The organism is Streptomyces sp. NPDC058464 (genome assembly GCF_042721035.1).
Classification (GTDB): domain Bacteria; phylum Actinomycetota; class Actinomycetes; order Streptomycetales; family Streptomycetaceae; genus Streptomyces.
On sequence record NZ_JBHXMA010000010.1, the window covers coordinates 17023 to 40227 of the forward strand.

Below are 23205 nucleotides of genomic sequence, written 5' to 3' on the forward strand. Positions count from 1 at the left end.
GTGGGTTGCCTGTGGGACCTGATTGCCTGTGAGACGTGTGCGAAAGGTCAAGTGCGCGGGAGACGGCACCTGTCGAGTTCGGGGGCGGCCTGTCCGGTGGCGAGTTCCGCCGCGACCAGGCGGCCGACGGTGGGAGCGAGGGCGACCGCGGAGTGGGTGACGGCCAGGTAGGCGGAGCCGTCCGGGGCGAGCGGGCCGATCAGCGGGCCGCCCTCGGGCATCGGGCGGACGCCCACCCGGGACCCGAGCACCCTGAACTCGCCCTCGAACGCCTCGCGGAGGCCGGTGACGGCCGTTTCGTCGTCCGCCTGGGTATGGGTGAGCAGCAGCCGTCCCGCGCTCACTTCGCGTACTTCGAAGTCCGGTCCGGCCACGACGGACCGCACCAGTCCCGGAGGCGCGGCCAGCCGGAGCAGCCGGGCGGGGGAGCCGGTGACGGGCAGGGCGATTCCGAGGGGTGCGGCCAGTTCGACGACGCCCGTTCCGGCGGTCAGGACGACGGCGGAGGCGGGACGGAATCCGGCGGCGGTGTCGACCCCCGTGACACGCCCGTTCGCCGTCCGCAGCGCCGCGCCCGCCGCCTCGTACTCGATCCGGGCGCCTCGTGCCCGAGCCGCCCCGACCAGTGCCGCCGTGACCGCGACGGGGTCCACGCCCGCGTCGGACGGGGTGTGCACGGCCGCGTCGGGGGGTGTCCGGAAGCGGGGCTCCAGCGCCCGGATCGCCGCGCGGCCGACCAGATGTCGTCCCTCGGAGAGCCGGCCGTCCTCGGAGCCGTACGGCACCGGCCAGGTGAGCGAGCCGGTCCGGCGGACCGCGACGCCCGGCACCTCCCGCTCCAGCCGCCGCCAGTCCGCCAGGACCGCATGGCGCAGATCCTCGGCACCGCCGGGCCAGTCCCCGCCGGACGTGCCTCCGATCCATGCGAAGGAGTCCCGGGTGACGCCCGCGGCCGGACCGGGACCCCGCTCGACCAGCGTCACCGGTACGTCCCGGCACGCCAGGTGGTACGCCACCGACGCGCCGAGGATCCCGGCCCCCACCACGATCACCGCCACGGCTGTCCCCGGCTCCGCCGCGCTAGTCGACGCCGGGCGGAACGACCGCGGCGTGGTGGCAGTGCACGGCGTGGTGGTAGTACGTCCGCCGGCCGCTCCGATCACTCATGGGCACATCCTCGCCCGCGCAACGGGGCGCCGGGCAACCGGATTTCCGGCCGTCAGGTCCAGGCGCGGTACGGCTCGTCGAGCAGCTGGAAGACCGGCTCGCCGCGCACCGGGTCCTTGGCGGTGGAGAGCTTGACCCGGTCGCCGCTGTGGATGCCGATCGGCGGGCCCATGACCCGGCCCCGCACCACGAACCCCTCGGCCATCTCGATCAGGGACACGTTGCGCGCGGCGGGCGTGTTGCGGTGCACGACCGTCGAGTGGCGGACCGTACCGATGCCCTCGCTGCGCTCCGTGCGCAGCTCGCTGCCCTGGCACACCGGGCACAGCAGCCGGTGGTACGTCGCGGTGCCGCACCAGGTGCAGCGCTGGTAGACGATGGCGTCCTTGGCGAGGTCCGCGGGCGCGGGGTCGAGAACGCCCGTCGCGAATCCGACCGCCGACTGCGCGGCGCTCGTCGAGTGGTGGTACACGCTGGTCAACTCCCTGGGCTCGCCCGGAATCCCGCGTGTCCGGACCCGGCCGGGCACGCCCGTGCCCGGCCGGCGGTGCCACCGTGCACGCCGACAGCGTATGGCACTCAGTGTCAGCCGTAAAGGCACTGCGTACCCCCAATATGGGGTTGCCGGAACTTCTCAGGTGCGGCCGAACGCGGTCTCGATCTCCTGCACCACCCGCCACAGCGGGGCGTCGCGCCGCGAGACGAGGACGACGACGTCGTCCGGGTGTTCCACCGGACCGCCGAACAGCGCCGTCGGCGCCCCGCCCGGGGCGGGACCGGCGGGCGCGGCGGAATCGGTGGGTTCGGTGGACCCGGCACCGAACGCGTCCTGCACGTACCCGAGGGCGTGGTCGACCGTCTCGTCCGCGTCGCTCCGCCCGTCCGAACGCAGCCAGGAGCGGAGCGCGTTGTTGTGCGCCGCGACCACGGCCGCCGCGACGACGTCCGCCCGCAGCGTCCCGTCCGGGCGGCCCGCGTACCGGCCCCGCAGGTACGCGGCGAGCGCCCGCTCGTAGCGCCACACCACCGACAGCTCGTACGCGCGCAGCCCCGGCACCTGCTTGGTGAGCCGGTAGCGCTGCACGGAGAACGTGGGGTTCTCGGCGTACATCCGCAACACCAGCCGCGCCGCGTCGCACACCCGCCGCACCGGCTCGCACTGCGGGTCGCCGGCCGCCAGGAAGGCGGTCATGTCGGCGAGGCACCCCTCGTGGTCGGGGAAGACCACGTCCTCCTTGGAGGGGAAGTAGCGGAAGAACGAGCGCCGTCCCACCCCCGCGAGGGCAACGATGTCGTCGACGGTCGTCTGCTCGTAACCGCGCTCCAGGAAGAGCCGGAAGGCCGCCGCGACCAGGGCGTCCCGCATGGGCGGCTTGGCGGGCGGTGCCACGCTGCTGGAGCTCATGGACGCGAACGTAGCACTCCGTCCGCCTGTCTGGCACTCAGTGCACGAGGATGGGGGACTGAGTGCTCTGCAGGTTGTTCCCGGGGCCGCTCTCGTTCCCGGGCTGAACCGGCGGGCCGGTCCTCCCGTATGTGTCCTCGGGGATCGCGGACACCCGTGCGCGCGGGTGCGTGGAAGGAGAGCAGTGTGTCGACACCGCCCGACTCTGAACAGCCGCACCGCGGACCGGTCCTGGAACCGGTCCGGGTCCTGCGCCCCCGCAGGCTCGACACCCTCGCGGAGCTGATGCGCGAGTTCCACGAGGGGACGGAGGCCGACGCGAGGGCGAGGGCGCCGAAGAGCCGGGACCCGGCGGACTTCGAGGCCTTCGACCCGGCGTCCGGCTCCGGCACGGAGGACGAGACCCAGGAACTGCCGCCTGTCACCGACGGCCCGCGCACCGCGCCGGGCGGCCGTGGTCACGGGTACGGGCACGGTCCTGACGCCCACCCGTCCCGCGCCTTCGGGTTCGGGCCGGGACTGCGCCGGGCCGCCGTGGTGGTGGCGGTCGGGGCGGCCGCCCTGGTCGGCTTCGGCTGCGCCCTGCTGCTGCCCGGCCGCGAGGGCACCGCCGAGGCCGCCCAGCCGTCCGCCTCCGCGACCACGGCACCGGCCACCACCCCACCGGCCTCCGACACCTCCACCGATCCCGACGGCGCCGGCACCCTCCGCCAGGGCGACTCCGGCCCGGAGGTCGTCGAGCTGGAGCAGCGCCTGCTGCGCATCCCGGACGTCTACCGCGACGGCTCCACCGCCGGCACCTACGACGCCGCTCTGACCGCCGCCGTGGAACGCTTCCAGGTCTGGTACGGCATCAGCGGCGACGAACGCGGTGTCTACGGCGACGACACCCGCAGCGCCCTGGAGTCCCGTACCAGCCTCACCGACAGCTGACCGGTGGCTTCGATCGGCGGGCGGGGCCCCACCCGCCGGCCCGGGGTCTGGGCGCTGCCGGGCGGGGCGGGCGGCGGACCGGAACGGTCAGCGGCCGGTGCTGTGTCCGACGAGCGCCTCGGTGACCACGCGGACGCTGCGGGCGATGTGCTGGAGCTGCATGACCTCTGCCGCGTACAGCTTGATCGTGTGCTCGATGACCGACTCCGGCAGGCCGAGCAGGGGCAGTTCGGCGCGCGCCGTCTGCAGCGCGGTGCGCGCCACCCGGACCTCCTGCTGGACCTGGATCTGCGCGTGCCGGGCAAGGAGCACGGGGTGCCGGATCAGCGCCGGGTAGCTGGCGTAGCGGGCCGGCACGAGTTCGCGCAGCCACTTGGCGGCGGAGCGTTCCCAGTCGTAGCTGCCCGGTGCCTTGACCTGGCAGGGCCAGTCGGAGCTGATGCGCGCGGTCGTCGTCAGAGTCATGATCATCGCTTCCGGGTGTGCGGCGTCGTGAGGGTGCTCGACGGGGGTCTGGGCGGCTCCGGCCTAGGGGATGGCCGGAGCCGCCGCGGGCGAATCGCGCAGGCGATGCCCGTTCGAACATCCCCGGCGCCGACGCGGGTAGGAGACGGCGGCTGGGGATGTCCGTGCGAGGCCCCGGGCGTCGGCCGCCGGCACTGCGGTTGGTGCTGCGTGCGCATGGGCGGTCCGTCGGCTTTCTCGGGGCGGGTGCGAGCGGTGCGTCCTCGGGTGCGGAACGTGCCCGGAGTGGGCCGGGGGTGATCCGTGAGCAGTATTTATATATGCCGTCCGGTTTGCAAGACGTATGAAAACATTCATGCGTGAAATGCGGTGAATGGTCCCCCTACGGGGTCATGCGGAGAGAGGTCACAGGGAGGGGTTACCGCCGGTATGCGGGGATCACCGGGTCAGTCCTTGAGGAAGAACTGGTGCTCCTCGGCGACCTGCTCGTACTCCTCCAGGCGCGCCTGGGTGCGCTCGGGATCGGCGTCGGTCATGGCCTGGAGCAGGGCGGCGGCCATCAGTCCGGGCGCCGCGTAGGTGTCGAAGACCAGGCGGGACCCGATGCCGGTGCTGAAGGTGACGTCGGCCTCGTCGGCCAGCGCACCGAGCGCCTGGTCGGTCACCAGCGCGACCCGCAGCCCCGCCGTGCGCGCCACCCGGATCGCGGTCAGCGTCTCCTGCGCGTGCCGCGGCATGCCGAACGCCAGCACCCAGGTGCCGCCCGCCTCGCGCGACTGCAGCAGCGCGTCGTAGGCCACGCTGCCGCCCCTGGTCACCACCCGTACGTCGGGGTGGATACGGCGGGCGGCGTAGGCGAAGTACTCGGCCAGGGAGACGGAGATGCGCAGGCCGAGCACGGTCAGCGGGGACGACTGGGACAGTTCGCGGCCGATCCAGATCACCCGGTCCGGGTCGGCGAAGTCCCGGCGCAGGTTCTCCAGATTCTCGATCTCGGCGTCGACGGCCGCCTGGAGCTCGTTGCTGCGCTGCTCCGTGGCCGCCCCGGTGCCGCCTGCCAGAGTGCGCAGCGCGATCGACTGGAGCCGCTCCCGCAGCGCGGGGTAACCGCTGAAGCCGACCGCGCCCGCGAACCGGGTCACCGACGGCTGGCTCACCCCGACCCGCTCGGCGAGGTCGGTGATCGACAGGAAGGCGGCCTCGGTGATGTGGTCGATCAGGTACTGGGCGATGCGGCGCTGGCCGGGCGAGAGCCGGGGGCCGTCGAAGAGTTCGCGGAGCTGGGAGGTGGGCGCGGCCTCGGCCTCCGGCACGGTTTTGCCCGAGGTGATCGCGGATGCCTGTGCTCGTGCCTGCTGCGGCGATGGCACCGAAGCGCCTCCTTTGTCTCCCACGAGGACTCAACATAGCTCACGGACCGTGGTGACCAGGGGTTGTGCGGTACGCCGGACCGTCCCGGCGCCGAACGCTCAGGATGCGGAAGCAGCACCGGGATTCCGGTGCTCACCGGCGACGTATGCGGTGGCCGTCGCCGGTGGATCGGGTGGATCGTACGGTCACCGCCGATAGATGGTGATCGAATGACCGACATCATCGACCGGACGGCTGGTGTCGATCAATTCGGCCAGCCTGCCCCGTGCCTTGGCGGCCGCCGAGTCGGAGACGACCAGCAGTCCGTGCACCTTCCCGGGCGCCACCTTGCGAGGGTCGGTGGCGTGGATGCCGTAGTACGCCGGGACGCCACTGCCCTTGTAGACCAGCCAGATCCGCTCGCCCGGGTAGCGCTCCTGCAGCCGGTCGGCGAGGCGGCCAAGATCCTGCCCCCAGTCCACGTTGGAGTCGTGCAGCCACCGATGCGTCTTCGCCGGACCCCCGAACGCCTCGTTGGCGTACGGCAGATAGAACGGGAACGTGCGCAGCGAGCTCACCGCGACGAACAGCACCAGCGCCCCGCCCACCGGCCGCGCCCACCGCCGACGCACCGTCAGGACCGCGGCTCCGCCCACCGCGAGGAACATCGGCATGAAGACCGCGTACCGCGTCCCGAAGTCCCGCGACCCGGTCATCGCCGAGGCCAGCAGCACGGCCGGCGGCAGCAGCAGGTACGGCGCGGCACGCCGCGACCGCCGTACCGCCACCAGCGCGACGGCACCGGCCGTCCACAGCGCCAGCATGCCGAGCGGGGTCTTCACCAGCAGGGCGGCCGGCAGGTAGTACCAGCGGGAGCCGGTGTAGAGGTGCCCGAACAGATAGCCCTGCCAGGGGTAGTCCTCCAGGGCGAACTGCATCCGCATGCCGTCCCGGTAGGCCTGGGGGAAGGGCATCAGGTCGGTCAGGAGGCCCCGCAGTCCGTGCACCGTCGGCACCGGCTCGGCGGACAGCGGACGCAGCCGGGGGTCGACCGCCAGATAGGAGAGCCACACGACGGCGACCGCGGTCACGGCCACCACGGCGGCGGCCGAGAGGGCGCGCAGCGCGCGGCCCGGGCGTGCTCCCCACACCGACACCACGGCCAGCGCCATGAGCACCGGGACCGCGGGCAGCGCGCTCATCTTCGTCGCCACCGAGGCCCCCAACGCGGCTCCGGCCAGGGGCAGATACAGCCTGGGGCGGCGCCGGGCCCGCCACACCAGCCAGGCCGCCGTCAGCACGAACCCGGCCGACGGCACGTCCAGGGTGGCCAGCGAGCCGTGCGCGATCACGTCGGGGGAGAAGCAGTACAGGGCGAGCGCCAGCAGCCCGGCGGCCGTACCGAGGACCTCACGGGCGAAGGCGAACGCGACCAGACCGAAGAGCAGCGTCAGCACGATCACCGGCAGCCGCGCCCACAGCATCACCCGCCAGGGGTCGTTGCCGGACGCGTACAGCAGGTGCTGTCCCACCTGCCCCTGGTCGCCCTCGTACGACGGGTCGTAGTGCGGGTCGGCGACGGCGATGCCGGCCATGACGACCAGCTTGCCGAGCGGCGGGTGCTCGGTGTTGTAGCGCAGCCGGTGCTCGTGCAGGTAGTCGGTGGCCGTGGCCACGTAGACCGGCTCGTCGATGGTGGGTGTCTGCTGGACGGCGGTGGTCACCATCGCCGCCGCCATCTGGGCGAGCAGCAGCACCGCGAGGACCGGCACCAGCCACCGGCGGCGGGTCCGCAGGGCGGCGGCCAGCCGGGCCGCGGCGGTGCGCCGGGGGAGCGGCCCGGGGTCGGCAGGGAGGTCGGGGACGCCGGGGACGTCGGGTTCGAGGACCGACTGCTGTTCGCTTGCCATCTTCCGCCCCGCGGGGACACCGGGCCCGCGGTGACGGGAGCGATCACGAGCAGCCATGGGCCCTACTGTCGCATCGCTCCCGCCACCGGGTGCGTCACCGCTTCACGAGTCGTACCGACAGACCGTCTGCCGTGTAGACGGGTACGGCCCGCAGCGTGGCGGAGTTCAGCTCCACCTTGTCGAACTGGCCGCGCAGCCGCGGCGCGTCGACGACCGGGAGCGTGCTGCCCGCGGCCGGCGGGTGCTCGGTGCCGAGGTTCAGCACGAGCGTGCTGCCCTTGCCCAGGACGGCCAGGTGCTTCACCGCCAGCGGCGCCTTGCCGCCCTTGACGAGGGTGACCTCCAGGGCGCCCGCGTCCTGCGTGTACGTGCCGCGCACGAACAGCTTCCCGGCGACCCGCAGGGTGCCGGCCGAGACCCGGACGTCACCGCGGCCCAGCGCGTCCTCGGAGGCGGCGACCAGGGTGCCGGCGGCCAGCACGGTGCCGCCCCGGTAGCCGTTGTCGCCGGTCAGGGTCAGCGTGCCGGTGCCCTTCTTGGTGAGCGCGCCGTGGCCGTCGATGTCGTTGCGCCAGGTGTCGGCCGCCGCGAAGCCGCCGGCCGCCGCGTCGAGGGTGACCGTGACGTCCGTGTCGAAGGCGCCGTAACCGTCCGCCGCGGCGAACAGGTTGAGGCGGCCCCACTGCTCCGGGCCGTCCAGCAGCACGTACCCGGAGGGCAGGCCGGTGCTGCGGAGCACCTCGCGGCGCTGGTCGGCGGTGAGGTACGGCTGACGGGTCTCCAGCAGCACCTCGGCGCCCTTGGGCACGGTGAACGGCAGCTCGCGGCCCTCCCGGTCCAGGATGTACGTCAGGCGGGGCGTGGCCGCGCGCTCGTTGGCCTCGCGGTCGGCGTACGGGTCGGTGGCGGTACCGGCCGAGTGGGCGTAGGCGTACAGGGTGTCGGCGGTGGAGCCGGTCTGCGCCTCGAAGTAGGCGAGGGCCTGGGCGCGGGCGGCCGCCTTGAGGTCGGCGTTGGCCGGGTCCGCGAGGGTGGCGGCGGCCAGGGCGGTGGCCATGACGCGGCCGCCGATCACGTCGACCGTGTTGTGCATGCCCGCGATGATCCGGGTGTCGCTGAGTTCCAGGGCCCGGGCGACCAGCTCCTGGAAGCGCTCCGGCACCGCGTACGCGTAGGCGAGCCCCGCCAGGTGGAAGGCGTTGGTGTGGCCGGACGGGAAGCCGCCGTCGTCGGTGGGGGAGGTGCTGCGCTGGCGCAGCAGCTGCGGGGCGACGACCACGTCGGACTCGTAGACCGGGTAGCCGTAGGCGTCCGTCGTACCGGTGTCGACGACCTCGCTGTGCTCGTTCATCCGCCACGGACGCGGGTACTGGTAGGCGTACTTGGACGGGTTGCCGGACGCGTAGTTGCCGCGCAGGGTGTCGACCAGGGTGGCCACCTTGCCCAGCGCCGAGTCGTGCGAGCCCGCGCCGAGTGCCGCGCCCGCCGGGGCGTCGGCCGGGACGGCGTCGCTGATCGTGGTGGCGGGCGTGCCGTCGGGGGCGCTGGTGATCGAGGTGACCGCGAGGGAACCGGCCTTGTAGAGGTCGGCGAGCGGGCCGAGGCCGGCGATCATCGCGTAGCTCTGGTGCTGGCGGTCGTAGAGGAACGCCTTCTTCGCGTCGGCGGCGCTCCGCTTTCTGGTGATCTTGGCGCAGTAGCGCATGTTGTCGCGCAGTATGTCGGCGCGCAGCACGCTCCCCGTGTTCCAGGCGGAACCGGTCTTCCAGATCTGCGCGAAGCCGCCGAGGATGCGGACCACCGCGTTGGTGTCGGCGGTGAGGTTGGTGCTGATGTTCGTCTTGTAGTCGTCGACGAACGCGAGGGCCGTGGCGGCCTTGGCGTCGGCGGCCGCGAGCCAGCCGACGAAGGTCGGGGCCGCCAGCACACCCGCCGACGCGCCGAGCGAGGTCTTCAGGAATCCCCGTCGGCCGACGGCGAGTCCACGGGCCGGAGAAGCGGAGTGGTGCCCGGCAGGTGACGGCATGGATGTGCCTCTCTTGAGTTCTGCGGGAGTACACGCGGACGGCCGATGCTCCGGATGCGCGTGAGCGTGTGGGTTCGCGTGGGAAAAGTATTGAACGAGCGAAGTTCTAGGGCGAGTTCGTGTCCCGGCGGTCATCGCCCGACGACCGCTGTGTGACCCGGAGTTGAACGGGAGCTCCGTGGTTCACAGGAAGAACCGCCCGGGACCTGCGTGTTCGCAGCCTCGAACGGCCCGTGGTCCAGCGCCGCGGGACCGGACGGGCTGCGGACGGGTTTCTCACAGGGCCGAACGCGCCAGCGCCACCGCTCCCTCGACCGGAGGGAGCCGCAACGGCTGTGGCCGCGCTCCGGGTACCGCCTCGGCGAGCGCGGCGGCGAAGGCGTCGTACAGCCGCGGCTGGGAGAGGATCGTGCCGCCCGCGACCACCACGTCGTCCACGGCGAGACCGCGGGCGGCGAGCCGGGCCACGAGGCCGGCCAGGGCACGGCCGCCGTCGGCTATCACGTCCGCGGCGACCCGGGAGCCCGCGTCGGCCGCGGCGAAGACCACCGGGGCGTGCCGGCCCCACTCGGCGGAGACGTCGGAGGCGCTCTCGAGGGCGGCGCCGAGCGCGGGTACCTCCGCCACCTCGAAGGCGGCGACGAGTCCGGTGGCGAGCGCGTCGGGGGCCTCGCCGCGGTCGTGCGCGGCCCAGACGGCGCGGGCGGCCTCCCGGACCAGTCCGGCGGCGCCGCCCTCGTCGCCGAGGACCGCGCCCCAGCCGCCCACCTGCACGGGGCTGCCGTCGGGCAGCCGGCCGACGGCCACCGAGCCGGTGCCGGCCACCAGGCCGACGCCCTTGTCCAGGCCGGCGGCGGGGACGAGGAGCTCGGCGTCGCCCACCACCCGGACGGGAACGCCGAGAAGCCCCCGCAGTGCGGCGGCGATGCCGGCGCACTGACGGGGGGTCTCACAGGCGTGTCCGCCGACGGCCAGGGCGGCCGGGCGGGTGCCGGCCGGCAGGGCGTCGTGGACGATCGCGGCGAGCCAGCCGGCCGCGGCGGCCGCGTCGTGCGGCCGCCAGCCGCTGCTCGGGCGGACGTGGTCGGCGACCCGGTCCGCGCCGGTGACGGCGCGGAGCTGGGTCTTGGTGCCGCCCACGTCGATGCCGACCACAAGCGGGGAAGAAGGTGCGTCCTGCACGGATCCTCTTTCGTCGTCTGGGCGAACAGCGCAGAAGAGCTGGGCGCTCAGGGCCGGGCCGGTGGGCGAACCGTGCCTGGACGAACAGGAGTTGAGCAAGTAGGGAAGCCCCGGGACGGGCTTCTTGCGGAGCACGGCAGGCGAGTACCGTGTACTTCGTTAGGAAGTTAACTAACGAAGTACAGTGCGTCAAGAGTTGCCGCGGACTCGATCAACGGGACGCTGTCGAGGCCACAACCGCGCGGCAACAAGGGCACCGCATCGCCGCATCCCGCGACACCCGGGGGAGCGCGGCCCCTGACCCCTGGGGGAACTGTGGAACACGTCGTGGCTGAAGCCCCCCGGCTCACCGAGAGCGCCGGCGCGGTCTTCGCCGTGCTGGCCCAGGCCGGCAGCGCCACCCGGCCGCAGCTCGCGAGCCTCGCGGGCCTGTCCAAGCCGACGGTCTCCGCCGCCGTCGCGGAGCTGGAGGGGGCCGGTCTCGCCACCCACTCCGGCACCGCCTCCAGCGGCACCGGCCGCTCCGCCGCCGTCTACGGCCTCGGGCCGGCCTCCGGCTCGGTCCTCGCCGTCGACCTCGGCCCGGCCCGGACCAGGGTGCGTGGCTGCGCCCTGGACGGCGCCCTGCTCGCCGAGGCGGACACACCCCGCCCGCGCGCCGCCGACGCGGTCCGCGAGGCCCTGGCCGCGCTGCCCGCGGGCGCCCCGCTGCGGGCCATCGTCGTCGCCATCGGTGACGTCAGCGCCCCCGACCTGGCCGGTACCGGGATGCGCCCGGCGACCGCCAAGGCGGGGCCCGTCTTCGACGCGGTCTCCGTCGCCCTGCCACCGGGGGTGCCGGTCCACCTGGAGAACAACGTCAACTGCGCCGCCCTCGCCGAGCTCCACGAGGGTGCCGCCCGGGGCCGCCGGACCTTCGGCTACCTGCGGATCGGCGTCGGTATCGGTCTGGGCATCGTCATCGGCGGCCAGGTGCTGCGCGGCGCCAACGGCGCGGCCGGTGAGCTGGCCCGGCTGCCCTACCCCTGGGACGACGACCGGGAGCCCCGCCAGGAGGCCCTGGAGGCCTACGTCGGCTCGCAGGCCCTGCTGCGCCGGGCCGCCGAGGCCTGGGGGGACGCCGACGGGCCCTGCCCCCGTACCGCCGACCGGCTGTTCGCGCTCGCCGCGGAGGGCCGTGAACCGGCCCGCTCCCTCGTCGCCCGGCACGCCGCCGACGTGGGCCGGCTGGCCGCCGCGGTGGCCGCCGTGCTGGATCCGGGGCTGATCGTCCTCGGCGGCAGCACCGGCGCGGATCCCCAGCTCCTGTCCGGGGTGCGGGCCGAGCTGGGGCGGCTGAGCTGGCCCACCGAGGTGGTCAGCAGCCAGATCGGCGATCTCGGTACCGTGGTGGGTGCCGCCCGGCTCGCGGTGGCCAAGGGAGTCCAAACCGTGACCGAAGGTGTGCAGGCGAAGGATTGACGGCTTCCTTATCGGTCTGCCAATGTCCGGACAAGCGCTTTCTAAGTCGGCCGGGACGCCGGCTTGGGGTGAGCCTCCCAGCCCGTACACGACGTACGGCAACCGCACCAGGGCGTGTCCGTGCGGTGACGGCCAGGACGGCCGGGGATCTCGCCCCGCGTGGACGATGCGGCCGGGCGAGGCCGCGCCCCCGGAAAGCGACTTTCCTTCAAAATGCACCAGTGCCGCCTCAGCCGGCGCCGTGCTCCGTCCGTACGACGAAATGGGATCGAAGATGACCACTGTGGGTGTGCGGCGCTCCAGCCGACTCGGCCGCGGCGGTATGCGCCGCCTGATTCCCCTCGCTGCCGTTGCCTCGGCAGGAGCCCTGCTGCTCTCCGCCTGCGGGTCGGGGTCCGGCTCCGGCGGGACCTCCAAGTCGCTGACGTTCTGGATCTCCACGGTTCCGGGGCAGGACGCGGGCTGGAAGAAGCTGGTCGCGCAGTACAAGAAGGAAACCGGCGTCGCCGTCAAGCTCGTCAACATCCCCTACGACGGCTACCCGACGAAGCTGCACAACGCCGCCCAGGCGAACTCGCTGCCGGATGTTGCCGACGTCCCGGCCCTGGACCCGATCTGGTCGAGCAAGCTGATCGACCTCAGCTCCATCGCCAACAACAAGAGCTACAACATCAACGCCAACTTCCTCGCCAAGGACTCGTCCGGGAAGGTGCTGTCCATCCCCTCGGACGTCACCGCGTCCGGCCTGTTCATCAACAAGACGCTGTTCAAGAAGGCCGGCGTCGCCGTCCCGACCTCGCCCTCGGACACCTGGACCTGGGACGAGTTCATCAAGGCGGCGAACAAGGTCCGGGAGAAGACCGGTGCCAAGTACTCCCTGACCTTCGACCAGTCGCCGTCCCGGCTCCGCGCCATGGTGTACGAGATGGGCGGGAAGTACGTCCACGCGGACTCCTCCGGCAAGTTCTCGGTGGACGCGGCGACCACGAAGGCCGTGAAGTACTTCGTCGGACTGAACGACGACAAGACCATGCCGAAGTCGGTGTGGACCAGCGGCGCCGACCCGTCCGCCATGTTCCAGAGCGGTGACGTGGTCGCCTACTGGTCCGGTGTCTGGCAGGTCGCCTCCTTCGCGGACAGCATCAAGAAGTTCGACTGGGCGAGCGTCCCGACCCCGGCCCAGCCGGTGCAGGCCAGTGACGTCAACAGCGGCGGCATGATGGTGGGCTTCAACAACAACAGCGCCGCGTCCGCCGCCGCGAAGAAGTTCCTGAACTGGGTCTACGAGCCCGACCAGTACCGCGAGCTGTGCGAGGCGTCCGGGTTCCTGCCGGTCGAGAGCGGTCTGAACCCGAAGTACCCCTTCACCTCCTCGGCGGCCCAGGCGGCGTTCACCCTCTACAACGAGGAGATCCCGCTCTACGCCCCGATCTCGGGCTACTTCAACGGCGCGCAGACCAACTGGGTGCTGAAGGGCAAGAGCCTCACCACCGACCCGACCAAGACGGAGCTGGGCAAGGCGATCAACGGCCCCCTGTCGGTCCCCACGGCCCACCTTACCATGGTGGCCGCATACACCCCCCCGGTGGGGGGGGTTTGGTCGGCGGGGGGGCTGGGGGGGGGTGGGCCCACCCCGCCGCCCTGCCCCGACGCCCACGTGATGCCGGGCTCACGGCGTGAGCCCACCGCAAACCATTCCACCAGCACGGAGTCAGGAAGATGACAAAACGCGCCTCGGCCGTGTCCGCGAGCCCACCCAGGAAACGCAAGGGCTACACCCTCGCGCCACTCGTTCTCATCGCGGCCAATGTCGTGCTCTTCGCGCTGTTCTTCGTGTGGCCGGCGGTGATCGGGCTCGTCTACTCCTTCACGAACTACACCGGTGTGGGCGCGTTCCAGTTCATCGGACTGGACAACTACCACAACCTGTTCGGGGACTCCGCCTTCTACGACGCGCTGACCCGGACGCTGCTCTACGCCGTCCTCTTCGTCCCGCTGAACTTCGCGGCCTCACTGCTCATCGCCAACATGCTGGTGAGCAAGCACGCCAAGGGCGCGTCGGTCGCCCGGGTCATCTTCTTCATCCCGTGGCTGCTGTCACCCATCGTCGTGGGTGTCCTGTGGCGGTGGCTGTTCGGCGAGAACTTCGGACTGGTCAACTACTTCGTCGAGAAGCTCGGCGGGCACGCCATTCCGTGGCAGTCGAACGCCGACCTGTCGCTGCTGGTGGTGGTGATGGCCGCGTCCTGGGCCTGGACGGGCTTCTCGATGCTGCTGTTCATCGCGGCGATCAAGAACGTACCGGTGTCGTACTACGAGGCGGCCTCGCTCGACGGCGCCGGTCCCTGGCGCCAGTTCTTCAGCATCACGCTGCCGAGCATCGCGCCCACCTCGTTCATCGTGATCCTGCTCAACACGATCAACGCGATGAAGGAATACCCGGTGTTCGTCTCCCTCAACAACGGCGGACCCGGAACGTCGAACAACCTGCTTGTCCAGTACATCTACCAGACCGGCTTCCAACGGGGCCAGATCGGCTACGCGAGCGCCGCGTCGTTCGTGCTCATGCTCATCCTGATGGCCGTCGCGATCATCCAGCTGATCGTCAACCGACGGGTGGAGAACCGATGACAACCACAGACATGCCCCGCTCGGTCGACTCCGATTCGGGACGGGCCGCGGCCAAGAAGCGGTCCCGCGGCACGGGCAGCGGCGGGCTCCGCCGAGCGGTGCCGGCGACGACACTGCTGTGGATCCTGGCGTGCCTCTACGGGCTGCCGGTGCTGTGGTTCATCCTCAGCTCCTTCAAACCGGCCGGGGACCTGTTCTCCTACCCGCTGCAGCTGATTCCGCGCCACCCCACGCTGTCGGGTTACTTCACTGCGTGGCGCAGCGCCAACTTCTCGCAGTACTTCATCAACACGACCCTCGTGTGCGTGATCACGACGATCCTCACGGTGGGCGCCAGCTGCTGCACCGGGTACGCGCTGGCCAAGTACGACAACAAGTGGCTCAAGGCCTTCTTCATCTGCATCCTGGCCACCACGATGCTGCCGGGCGAGGTCATGCTCGCCCCCGAGTTCCTGGTGGTCCGCAACCTCGGCCTCTACAACTCGTTCGCCGGCGTCATCCTCCCCGCCGTCCTCACGGCGACCGGATGCTTCATGTTCCGCCAGTTCTTCCTGACGGTCCCCGACGAACTCGTGGAAGCCGCGCGCATCGACGGCGCCCGCGAACTGTCGATCTTCCTGCGGATCATGGTGCCGCTCTCCCGGCCCATCATGCTGACCCTCGCCATCCTGTCCTTCCAGTGGCGGTGGAACGACTACATCTGGCCGCTGCTGATGCTGAACGACCCCAACAAGTTCACCGTGCAGATCGGCATCCAGAGCATCGTCGGCGCCCAGAACATCAACTGGTCGGTCCTGCTCGGCGCCTCGGTCATCTCGATGATCCCGCTGATCGTCATCTTCCTGGTCTTCCAGCGCTACGTCATGGGCGCCGACATCAACGCCGGCCTGAAGGACTGACCTTGCCCACCCCGCTCGACCACGAGTTCGTCCGCGCGGCGGCCGGGGCGGCCGACCGGCCGGCCGCCCCGCTGGCGGCCGGCCCCGGCGCGGAACCCGCCGGTGCGACCCACCGCACCCTGGCCCGCCGGGTGAAGACTCTGGTCGCGGCCTACCGTTCCCCGGACTCGGCACTGCACGGCAGCGGGCAGGCCGTCGCCGCCGCGATGACCCAGCTGGCCGCCCTCCGGGCCGCGCAGACCGCCACCGGCCTGTTCGCCGGCGGCGACAACGTGCAGTCACCGCCGGACTCCGCGTTCACCGTCAACGACGTGTGCGACGCGCACGTCCTCGCCGCGGCCGCGGGTCCCGAACTGCGCGAGGTCACGGCCGCGCTCGCCGAGATCGCCGGCGCCGCCTCCGGCGCCCTCCTGACCGGCGGGGTGCACACCCCGAACCACCGCTGGGAGCTCTGCGCGGCGCTGGCCCGGCTGCACCGGTCGTTCCCGGACAGCAGGCTTCTCGACCGCGTCGACGCGTGGCTCGCCGAGGGCGTCGACATCGACGCGGAGGGCCTGTACTCGGAGCGCAGCGCCGTCTACGCGTCCCACGTGTCCAACCCGTCGCTGCTGCTCCTGGCCGACGTCCTCGGCCGCACCGACCTGCGGGACGCCGTCGAACGCAACCTCACCGCGACCCTGGACCTCATCAGACCGGACGGCACGGTGGAGACCGTCCACTCGCGGCGGCAGGACCAGCACCACCCGTTCCCGCTGGCGCCCTACCTGCCGCACTACCGGCTGCTCGCCATCCGCACCGGCCGGGGCGACCTCAGCCGGGCGGCACGGCTGGCCGAGGCCGGCGGCATCGACGACCCCGACCTGCTCGCCCAGACCCTCCTCACCCCCGACCTGTGCCGCGCACTCCCGGCACCGGCGCCGGAACCCCTGCCCCGCCACAGCCACCTCACCACGGCGCGTCTCGCCTCGCATGCCTCCGCCACCGCGCACAGCGTCCTGTACGGCGGCTCGGACGTGCCCGAACACCGGCGCATCCGCTCCGGCCTCGCCTGCAACCCCACCTTCCTGCGCCTGTTCGCCGGCGACGCCGTCCTCGACGCGGTCCGCCTCTCGCGGGGATTCTTCGACCTGGGCCCGTTCCGCGCCGCGGACATGCAACAACTCGCCGAGAACCACTACCGGCTCACCGAGACCCTCACGGCCGCCTACTACCAGCCGCTCCCACCGGACCTGCGCCAGGACGACGGCGCCTACCGCGTGACGGACGAAGGCCGCTTCTCGGCCGCGATGGCCTTCCCGGACCGGCCCCGGGACGAGGTCTCCCACACCACCCGCATCGACGTGCAGCTGCGCGAGGACGGCGCCGACCTGCGGATCGACATCAGTGGACCACGCGTGCCCTGGGCCCTCGAACTGACCTTCCGGCCGGGCGGCACGCCGGAGGGCGCCGAACCGATCGGCGACGGACGCTGGTGCCTGAGCACCGGGCCGCTGACCTACCGGGCCGGCGACGACGAGATCCGGGTCGAGGCCGACGTCGAGGCGGGCGAGCCGCTCGCCGGTCCGGACCGGAGCGACGTACTACGGTACGACCCGGGGCAGGACCACACCGTGGTCGGCGGCACCGACGCGACGACCGGGAACCGCGTCTACCTCGGCGGGCTCGGCCCGCACACCCTGACCGTCGCACTGCGCGCCGCCCGCCGTCCCGCGTCGGTCGCCTGACCCCGACGAACCCCGCCACGGCCACCTCCAGCATGAAGGGCTGACCTCCTCCGATGCACCTGCCGCGCCAGCTCGGCCCGCTGCACGACCTGCCGTCCACCCCCGAGGCGTACGACGCGGTCCTCGCCGACGTCGTCGAACAGGCCCTGGCCCGCCTCACCCCCGAGGGCAACCTCGAACACCCCGACGCCGACGACGACATCGGCGACACCTCCCTCGGCGTCACCTCCCTGCTGGCCCTCGCCTGGCAGCGGTCCAAGGACCCGCGGCTGCCGGAGGCGGTGGCCCGCAGCCTCGCCTTCCACCTGCGCGAACGGGTCTACACCGAGGACAACCCCGGCTACCCGAACCTCACCGTCCGCAACTCCGGCCTGCCGTACGCCCGTTACGTCCTGGCGGCGGGCGCACACCCGATCGGCGACTGGCCCAGCACGGTCTGGGCGCTGCTCCAGGCCGTGAACATCCTCGACCTCGCGGACGGCCTGGTCGACGACGGCCGGCGCGCGGAGCTGGTCGAGGTGGCCCGCGGTTACTGGCGCTGGCTGACCGAGGCCACCTTCTTCAACCCGCAGGAGGCCGGCAACCAGGCCATCGGGTGCGTGGTCGGCGGCCTGATGCTGGCCCGGCACCTCCCGCCCGAGGAGGCCGAGCCGGTCCGCGAGCGGGCACTGGCCCTGTACGCGGACAAGATCCGTGCCCACCGGGTCCTGGACCGGGGCGCACTGCTGCCGCCCGAGCACGGCGGCGCCTACGACAACAACTACGGCCCGATCTCCCTGTCCTTCCTCGCCCAGGCCCACCGGATCAGCGACTCGGAGATGTTCGCCGAGGACGGCGACGCACTCGCCCGCTACCTCGACGCCCGCCTGCCGGGCGGCGGCTTCGACAACGGCGGCCCCCGCTACAGCGAACAGCACTCCGGCTTCGAATCCGTCCTCGGGCTGCGCTACTTCGGCGCCCGGATCGGATCCGACCTGGGCCGCTACCGGGGCGACACCAACTGGGGCCGGCACGCGGTCAAGCCGGACGGCGGTGTCGACGGGCACTTCGCCTGGATGCTGGTCTGGCAGATCCAGGACACCACCCCCTGGCACCGCGACCCGGCGACCGCCCCGGCCCGCCACCAACTCCGCGCGGGCTCCGTCTCGGTGGCCTTCGACAGCCGGATGACCCCGTCGCTGGTCGAGGCCGCCGGCACCTACTACCTGCCGGCGGCGGTGAACCGCCAGCCCGGCTTCGGCCCGGTCCTGGACGGCTTCCTGTACTGCAGGCCGATGGGCGAGGTCCGGGTCCGGGACATGAGCGCCGACGGCCTGACCGCCAAGCTGGTCAGCAAGCCGGTCGTGGGCCGCGACCACGTGCTGCGCCACGTGCGTTCCCTGTACGTCACGGACGGCACCCGGCTGTGGGTGACGGTGGCCGTGGAGCGGCTCGCCGGGACGCCGTACCTGCTGGCCGGGCTGCCGTACGCCGCGGACGACGGCGACCGGGTGCGCAGGGTCGCCGAGGGCGAGGTCGCCTCGGCGGGTGCGCTGCGGCTCACACACCCCTCGGCGCAGGGCGCCGACCACTTCGACGCGCGCACCGAACTCACCCAGGAACAGGCCGCGTTCGCCCTAGCCGCCGACCCGCGCGGCTACGGCAACCCGGACGAGGGCTGGCGCCATCTGGTCGCCTCCACGGCGTACGAGGCCGAACCGGCGCCGGGCGCACCGGAGTCGCTGCACGTGTTCGCCGTGCGGTACGGGCCCGGCGGTGACTTCACGCCGTCGTTCGAGGGCGACCTGACCGTGCACACGGAGGCGTTCACGGCGGTCATCGGGGGCGAGGACGCGCACGGGGATCCCGAACTGGCTCTCGCCGCCTGCTGAGCGCTGCGCTGGAACTGCCGCGGCAGGCCGTCTGTCGGCTGCGGCGACGTCGTGGCTGGTCGCGCCCACGCGGCGGCAGCCGCATATCGGATACGGCCCCGCGCCCCTTACGGGGCGCTCCTCTTACGGGGCGCTCCTCTTACGGGGCGCTCCTCTTACGGGGCGCTGCCCAGTACCGTCTCGGGAACCACCAGGTCCGCGCGGTCCCGGGTGGCGGCGACCAGGTCGGCGTTGAGCTGGTCGGTGCCGGCCACCCAGGCCACCGCCTGCTCGTGCGCCTTGCCGAACTCCTCGTGCCGGGCGACCAGGCGCCGTACCCGCTCCGTCTCGTCGATCTCGCAGAACCAGACCTCGTCCAGGGCAGGCCGTACCCGCGTCCACAGACCCTCCGTCAGCAGCAGGTAGTTGCCCTCCGTCACCACCAGCCGGGCCGTCGGCAGGACGGGGATCGCGCCTGCGAGCGGCTGCTCCAGGACCCGTTCGAAACCCGGCGCGTACACCACGACGTCCGTCTCCGTGCGCAGCCGCCGCAGCAGCGCCGCGTACCCGCCCGCGTCGAAGGTCGCGGGCGCCCCCTTGCGGTCCCTGAGGCCGAGGCGGTCCAACTCGACGTCGGCCAGGTGGAATCCGTCCATCGGCACGTGCGCGGCCCACGGCTCACCGGCGCCGTTCAGCTCCCGCACCAGATGTTCGGCGAGGGTGGTCTTGCCGGCGCCGGGGCTGCCGGCGATGCCGAGGATCGCGCGCGGGGCCCGTCCGGCGAGTGAACGGGCGCGGTCGAGAAGGTCGTCGAAAGTCAGCGGCACGCAAAAAGTGTGGCACCGGGCCCGGAATGTGGCGGGCGCCACCCCCTCGAAGCCGTCCGGTGGGGAAGATGCGGGTCATGACTGCACTCGGTCTGCCCGACACCATCCAGGCCTGTCTCTTCGATCTCGACGGGGTCGTCACCAAGACGGCCGTCGTGCACGCCGCGGCCTGGAAGGAGACCTTCGACGCCTTCCTGCGCGACCGCGACGGACAGCGGCCCTTCGACGCGGTCGACGACTACGACGAGTACGTCGACGGACGCCCGCGCGCCGACGGGGTCCGCGCCTTCCTCGACTCCCGCGGCATCCACCTGCCCGAGGGCACCCCCGACGACCCGCCGGACGCCCCGACCGTGCACGGCCTCGGCAACCGCAAGAACGAGCTGCTGCTGGCGAAGATCCGCGCCCAGGGGGTCGAGGCCTACGACGGCACCCTGCGCTACCTGGAGGCGGTCCGCGCGCACGGGCTGCGCACCGCGATCGTCTCCTCCAGCGCCAACTGCCGTGACGTGCTGCGCTCGATCGGCGCCGAGCACTTCTTCGACGTCCGTATCGACGGGGTCGTGGCCGCCGAGCGCCGGCTGCCCGGCAAGCCGCACCCGGACACCTTCCTGGCCGCCGCCCGTGACCTGGGGGTCGAACCCGCCGCGGGCGCGGTCTTCGAGGACGCCCTCGCCGGGATGGACGCGGGTCGCGCGGGCCGTTTCGGGTACGTCGTCGGCGTGGACCGGGTCGGGCAGACCGACGCCCTGTACGCGCACGGCGCGGACACCGTCGTGAAGGACCTCGCGGAGCTGGGAGGCAAGGAGTGATCACCCACCGGTCGTACGCCGTGGAGCCCTGGGCGGTCCGTGAGACGCACCTCAACCTCGACGTGCTCGCGCAGAGCGAGTCGGTGTTCGCCCTGTCCAACGGGCACGTCGGCTGGCGCGGCAACCTCGACGAGGGCGAGCCGCACGGCCTCCCCGGCAGCTACCTCAACGGCGTGCACGAGGTGCACCCGCTGCCGTACGCCGAGGCCGGCTACGGCTACCCCGAGTCCGGGCAGACCGTCATCAACATCACCAACGGCAAGATCCTGCGGCTGCTCGTCGACGACGAACCCTTCGACCTGCGCTACGGCCGGCTCGTCGCCCACGAGCGGGTCCTCGACCTGCGCCGGGGCGTCCTGGAGCGGACCTGCGAGTGGACCTCGCCGGCCGGCTCCACCGTGCGGGTGCGCTCGACCCGGCTGGTGTCGCTGACCCAGCGGGCGATCGCCGCCGTCTCCTACGAGGTGGAGGCCGTCGACCGGCGCTGCCGGATCGTCGTCCAGTCCGAACTGGTCGCCAACGAGCAGTTGCCCGGGTCCAACGGCGACCCGCGCGCCGCCGTGGCGCTGGGGTCGGCGCTGGAGCAGGAGGACAACTTCGTCTCCGGGCACCGGCTGCGCATGGTGCACCGCACCCGGCGCAGCGGCCTGCGGGTCGCCGTCGCCGCCGACCACACGGTCTCCGGTCCTGAGCGGACCTCGGCCCGCGCCGAGAGTGGTGTGGACGTGGCCCGGCTGACCGTCACCTCCGTGCTGGAGCCGGGGCAGCGGCTGCGGGTGGAGAAGTTCGTCGCCCACGGCTGGTCCGGGGTGCGTTCGCTGCCCGCCATGGCCGACCAGGTGGACGCGGCGCTCGCGGCCGCCGCCCACGAGGGCTGGCAGGGGCTCGCCGACGAGCAGTGCGGCTACCTGGACGACTTCTGGTCCCGTGCCGACGTCGAGGTGGACGGCGACGAGGAGGTCCAGCAGGCCGTCCGCTTCGCTCTCTTCCACGTCCTGCAGGCGGGTGCCCGCGCCGAACAGCGGGCGATACCCGCCAAGGGCCTCACCGGCTCCGGGTACGACGGGCACGCCTTCTGGGACACCGAGATGTTCGTGCTGCCCGTCCTCACCCACACCGCCCCCGGCGCCGTCGCCGAGGCGCTGCGCTGGCGCCACAACACCCTGCCCGCCGCCCGCGAACGCGCCGCCCAACTGGGCCTGAACGGGGCCGCGTTCCCGTGGCGGACCATCGCCGGCTCGGAGGGCTCCGCCTACTGGCCGGCCGGTACCGCAGCCTTCCATGTCAACGCCGACGTCGCCGACGCGGTGGTCCGCTATGTCGCCGCCACCGGCGACACCGACTTCGAACGGGACACCGGCGTCGAACTGCTCGTGGAGACCGCCCGCCTGTGGCGTTCCCTCGGCCACCACGACAGCCGCGGCGCCTTCCACATCGACGGCGTCACCGGCCCCGACGAGTACAGCGCGGTCGCCGACGACAACACGTACACCAACCTCATGGCCCGGGCGAACCTGCTGGCCGCCGCCGACGCCGTCGAACGCCACCCGAGGCAGGCGGCGGAACTCGGTGTCGACGCGGAGGAGAGCGCGGCCTGGCGGGACGCCGCCGAGTCCGTGCACATCCCCTACAACCACGAGCTCGGCGTCCACGAGCAGCACGCCGGGTTCACCCGCTACCAGCGCTGGGACTTCGAGAACACCCGCCCCGAGCAGTACCCGCTGCTGCTGAACTTCCCCTACTTCGACCTCTACCGCAAACAGGTCGTCAAACAGGCCGACCTGGTGCTGGCGATGTACACCTGCGAGGCGTACTTCGACGAGGAGCACATCGCCCGCAACTTCGCCTACTACGAGCCGCTGACCGTCCGCGACTCCTCCTTGTCCGCCTGCTGCCAGGCCGTCGTCGCCGCCCAGGCCGGGCACCTGACGCTCGCGCACGCCTACACGGCGGAGGCCGCGCTGATGGACCTCGACGACCTGGAGCACAACACCCGCGACGGACTGCACATCGCCTCCCTCGCCGGCACCTGGATGGCCCTGGTGGCCGGCTTCGGCGGGCTGCGCCACTACGACGACGGCGCCAGGTTCGCCCCGCGGCTGCCGGAGCGGCTGCGGAGGCTGGCCTTCAGCCTGCAACTGCGCGACAGCAGGCTCCGCGTGGAGATCGGCGCCGACAAGGCGACGTACACCCTCCTCGACGGCCCGCCGCTCACCGTCCATCACCACGGGGAGCCGGTGACGGTCGGCACCGACAGCCCCGCCGTGCGTGCGGTGCCCCCGGCCCGCCCGGGCCCGGCTCCGCGGCAGCCACCGCACCGGGCACCGAACCGACCGGCCTGAGGGGCCGGGGCTGCGTCACTTGATGCGGACATCTCGGGGCGAATCTAGACTGGCGAGGAGTGGAAAATAATGGATTAGGGAGATATCTGCCATGGCCAAACGAGGGAACAAACGACGCGCCCGCAAGAAGAAGAAGGCCAATCACGGCAAGCGCCCCAACGCCTGAGCCGACCTGAGCAGACAGCCGAGGGCCCTGTGCCCCGGGTCGCCGCAGGGTGCGC

19 protein-coding genes are annotated in these 23205 nt (G+C 72.4%); 10 read left to right on the forward strand and 9 right to left on the reverse strand.

Going from position 1 to position 23205, the window contains the following annotated elements; all coding sequences use genetic code 11:
• Positions 1–47: 47 nt before the first annotated feature.
• The 3 genes from ACFWPQ_RS15580 to ACFWPQ_RS15590 all read right to left on the reverse strand — a co-directional run bounded on the left by ACFWPQ_RS15580 (position 48) and on the right by ACFWPQ_RS15590 (position 2572).
• Positions 48–1058: an NAD(P)/FAD-dependent oxidoreductase gene (locus ACFWPQ_RS15580; RefSeq protein ID WP_384033890.1), complete on the reverse strand. Its 1011-nt coding sequence runs from the start codon at positions 1056–1058 to the stop codon at positions 48–50.
• Between the two features lie 161 nt (positions 1059–1219).
• Positions 1220–1639 carry a zinc ribbon domain-containing protein gene (locus ACFWPQ_RS15585; RefSeq protein ID WP_361291953.1) on the reverse strand — a complete coding sequence of 140 codons (420 nt, stop codon included), beginning with the start codon at positions 1637–1639 and terminating at the stop codon, positions 1220–1222.
• Between the two features lie 162 nt (positions 1640–1801).
• The gene (locus tag ACFWPQ_RS15590) at positions 1802–2572 is read right to left on the reverse strand and encodes a TetR family transcriptional regulator (protein WP_384033893.1); all 771 of its coding nucleotides are present in this window, start codon (positions 2570–2572) and stop codon (positions 1802–1804) included.
• Positions 2573–2758: 186 nt separating this feature from the next.
• Here ACFWPQ_RS15590 and ACFWPQ_RS15595 point away from each other — a divergent pair, with 186 nt between their 5' ends.
• Positions 2759–3505 carry a peptidoglycan-binding protein gene (locus ACFWPQ_RS15595; RefSeq protein ID WP_384033896.1) on the forward strand — a complete coding sequence of 249 codons (747 nt, stop codon included), beginning with the start codon at positions 2759–2761 and terminating at the stop codon, positions 3503–3505.
• Between the two features lie 87 nt (positions 3506–3592).
• Here the strand turns inward: ACFWPQ_RS15595 and ACFWPQ_RS15600 are convergent, their stop codons facing one another.
• From ACFWPQ_RS15600 to ACFWPQ_RS15620, 5 genes are all read right to left on the reverse strand, one after another.
• A complete protein-coding gene (locus ACFWPQ_RS15600; RefSeq protein WP_361291859.1) occupies positions 3593–3976 on the reverse strand; it encodes a hypothetical protein in 384 nt (127 codons plus the stop codon).
• Between the two features lie 440 nt (positions 3977–4416).
• Complete coding sequence (locus tag ACFWPQ_RS15605; protein ID WP_384033899.1) at positions 4417–5340, reverse strand: MurR/RpiR family transcriptional regulator; 924 nt, start codon at positions 5338–5340, stop codon at positions 4417–4419.
• Positions 5341–5526: 186 nt separating this feature from the next.
• A complete protein-coding gene (locus ACFWPQ_RS15610) occupies positions 5527–7230 on the reverse strand; it encodes an ArnT family glycosyltransferase (protein ID WP_384033902.1) in 1704 nt (567 codons plus the stop codon).
• A gap of 94 nt (positions 7231–7324) precedes the next feature.
• Positions 7325–9256, reverse strand: coding sequence for a phosphatase PAP2 family protein (locus tag ACFWPQ_RS15615; RefSeq protein WP_384033903.1), 1932 nt, complete (start codon positions 9254–9256; stop codon positions 7325–7327).
• Positions 9257–9532: 276 nt separating this feature from the next.
• Positions 9533–10438, reverse strand: a complete 906-nt coding sequence (locus ACFWPQ_RS15620; protein ID WP_384033906.1) for an N-acetylglucosamine kinase — start codon at positions 10436–10438, stop codon at positions 9533–9535.
• Between the two features lie 327 nt (positions 10439–10765).
• On the opposite strand from ACFWPQ_RS15620, the gene ACFWPQ_RS15625 reads away from it, so the two are divergent.
• The 6 genes from ACFWPQ_RS15625 (at position 10766) to ACFWPQ_RS15650 (ending at position 19024) form a co-directional block, all read left to right on the forward strand.
• Complete coding sequence (locus ACFWPQ_RS15625) at positions 10766–11899, forward strand: ROK family transcriptional regulator (protein WP_384033908.1); 1134 nt, start codon at positions 10766–10768, stop codon at positions 11897–11899.
• Positions 11900–12173: 274 nt separating this feature from the next.
• On the forward strand, positions 12174–13622 hold the full coding sequence (locus tag ACFWPQ_RS15630; RefSeq protein ID WP_384033911.1) for an ABC transporter substrate-binding protein: 1449 nt from the start codon (positions 12174–12176) through the stop codon (positions 13620–13622).
• Positions 13619–14530 carry a carbohydrate ABC transporter permease gene (locus ACFWPQ_RS15635; RefSeq protein WP_384033914.1) on the forward strand — a complete coding sequence of 304 codons (912 nt, stop codon included), beginning with the start codon at positions 13619–13621 and terminating at the stop codon, positions 14528–14530. The genes ACFWPQ_RS15630 and ACFWPQ_RS15635 overlap by 4 nt, the downstream gene beginning before the upstream one ends.
• Positions 14527–15429 carry a carbohydrate ABC transporter permease gene (locus ACFWPQ_RS15640; protein WP_384033917.1) on the forward strand — a complete coding sequence of 301 codons (903 nt, stop codon included), beginning with the start codon at positions 14527–14529 and terminating at the stop codon, positions 15427–15429. The genes ACFWPQ_RS15635 and ACFWPQ_RS15640 overlap by 4 nt, the downstream gene beginning before the upstream one ends.
• A 2-nt stretch (positions 15430–15431) precedes the next feature.
• Complete coding sequence (locus tag ACFWPQ_RS15645; protein WP_384033920.1) at positions 15432–17153, forward strand: hypothetical protein; 1722 nt, start codon at positions 15432–15434, stop codon at positions 17151–17153.
• 53 nt (positions 17154–17206) lie between these two features.
• Positions 17207–19024 (forward strand): hypothetical protein, encoded by a 1818-nt coding sequence (locus ACFWPQ_RS15650; protein WP_384033923.1) that lies wholly within the window; start codon positions 17207–17209, stop codon positions 19022–19024.
• A gap of 155 nt (positions 19025–19179) precedes the next feature.
• Here ACFWPQ_RS15650 and ACFWPQ_RS15655 read toward each other — a convergent pair whose 3' ends face one another.
• Entirely contained in the window at positions 19180–19830 is a 651-nt protein-coding gene (locus ACFWPQ_RS15655; protein WP_384033926.1) for a nucleoside/nucleotide kinase family protein, read from the reverse strand.
• Positions 19831–19907: 77 nt separating this feature from the next.
• Here ACFWPQ_RS15655 and ACFWPQ_RS15660 point away from each other — a divergent pair, with 77 nt between their 5' ends.
• The 3 genes from ACFWPQ_RS15660 (at position 19908) to ACFWPQ_RS15670 (ending at position 23150) form a co-directional block, all read left to right on the forward strand.
• On the forward strand, positions 19908–20642 hold the full coding sequence (locus ACFWPQ_RS15660; RefSeq protein ID WP_384033929.1) for a beta-phosphoglucomutase family hydrolase: 735 nt from the start codon (positions 19908–19910) through the stop codon (positions 20640–20642).
• Positions 20639–22984, forward strand: a complete 2346-nt coding sequence (locus ACFWPQ_RS15665) for a glycoside hydrolase family 65 protein (RefSeq protein WP_384033932.1) — start codon at positions 20639–20641, stop codon at positions 22982–22984. The genes ACFWPQ_RS15660 and ACFWPQ_RS15665 overlap by 4 nt, the downstream gene beginning before the upstream one ends.
• Before the next feature lie 91 nt (positions 22985–23075).
• Positions 23076–23150 carry a 50S ribosomal protein bL37 gene (locus ACFWPQ_RS15670; RefSeq protein ID WP_100661309.1) on the forward strand — a complete coding sequence of 25 codons (75 nt, stop codon included), beginning with the start codon at positions 23076–23078 and terminating at the stop codon, positions 23148–23150.
• Positions 23151–23205: the final 55 nt, after the last annotated feature.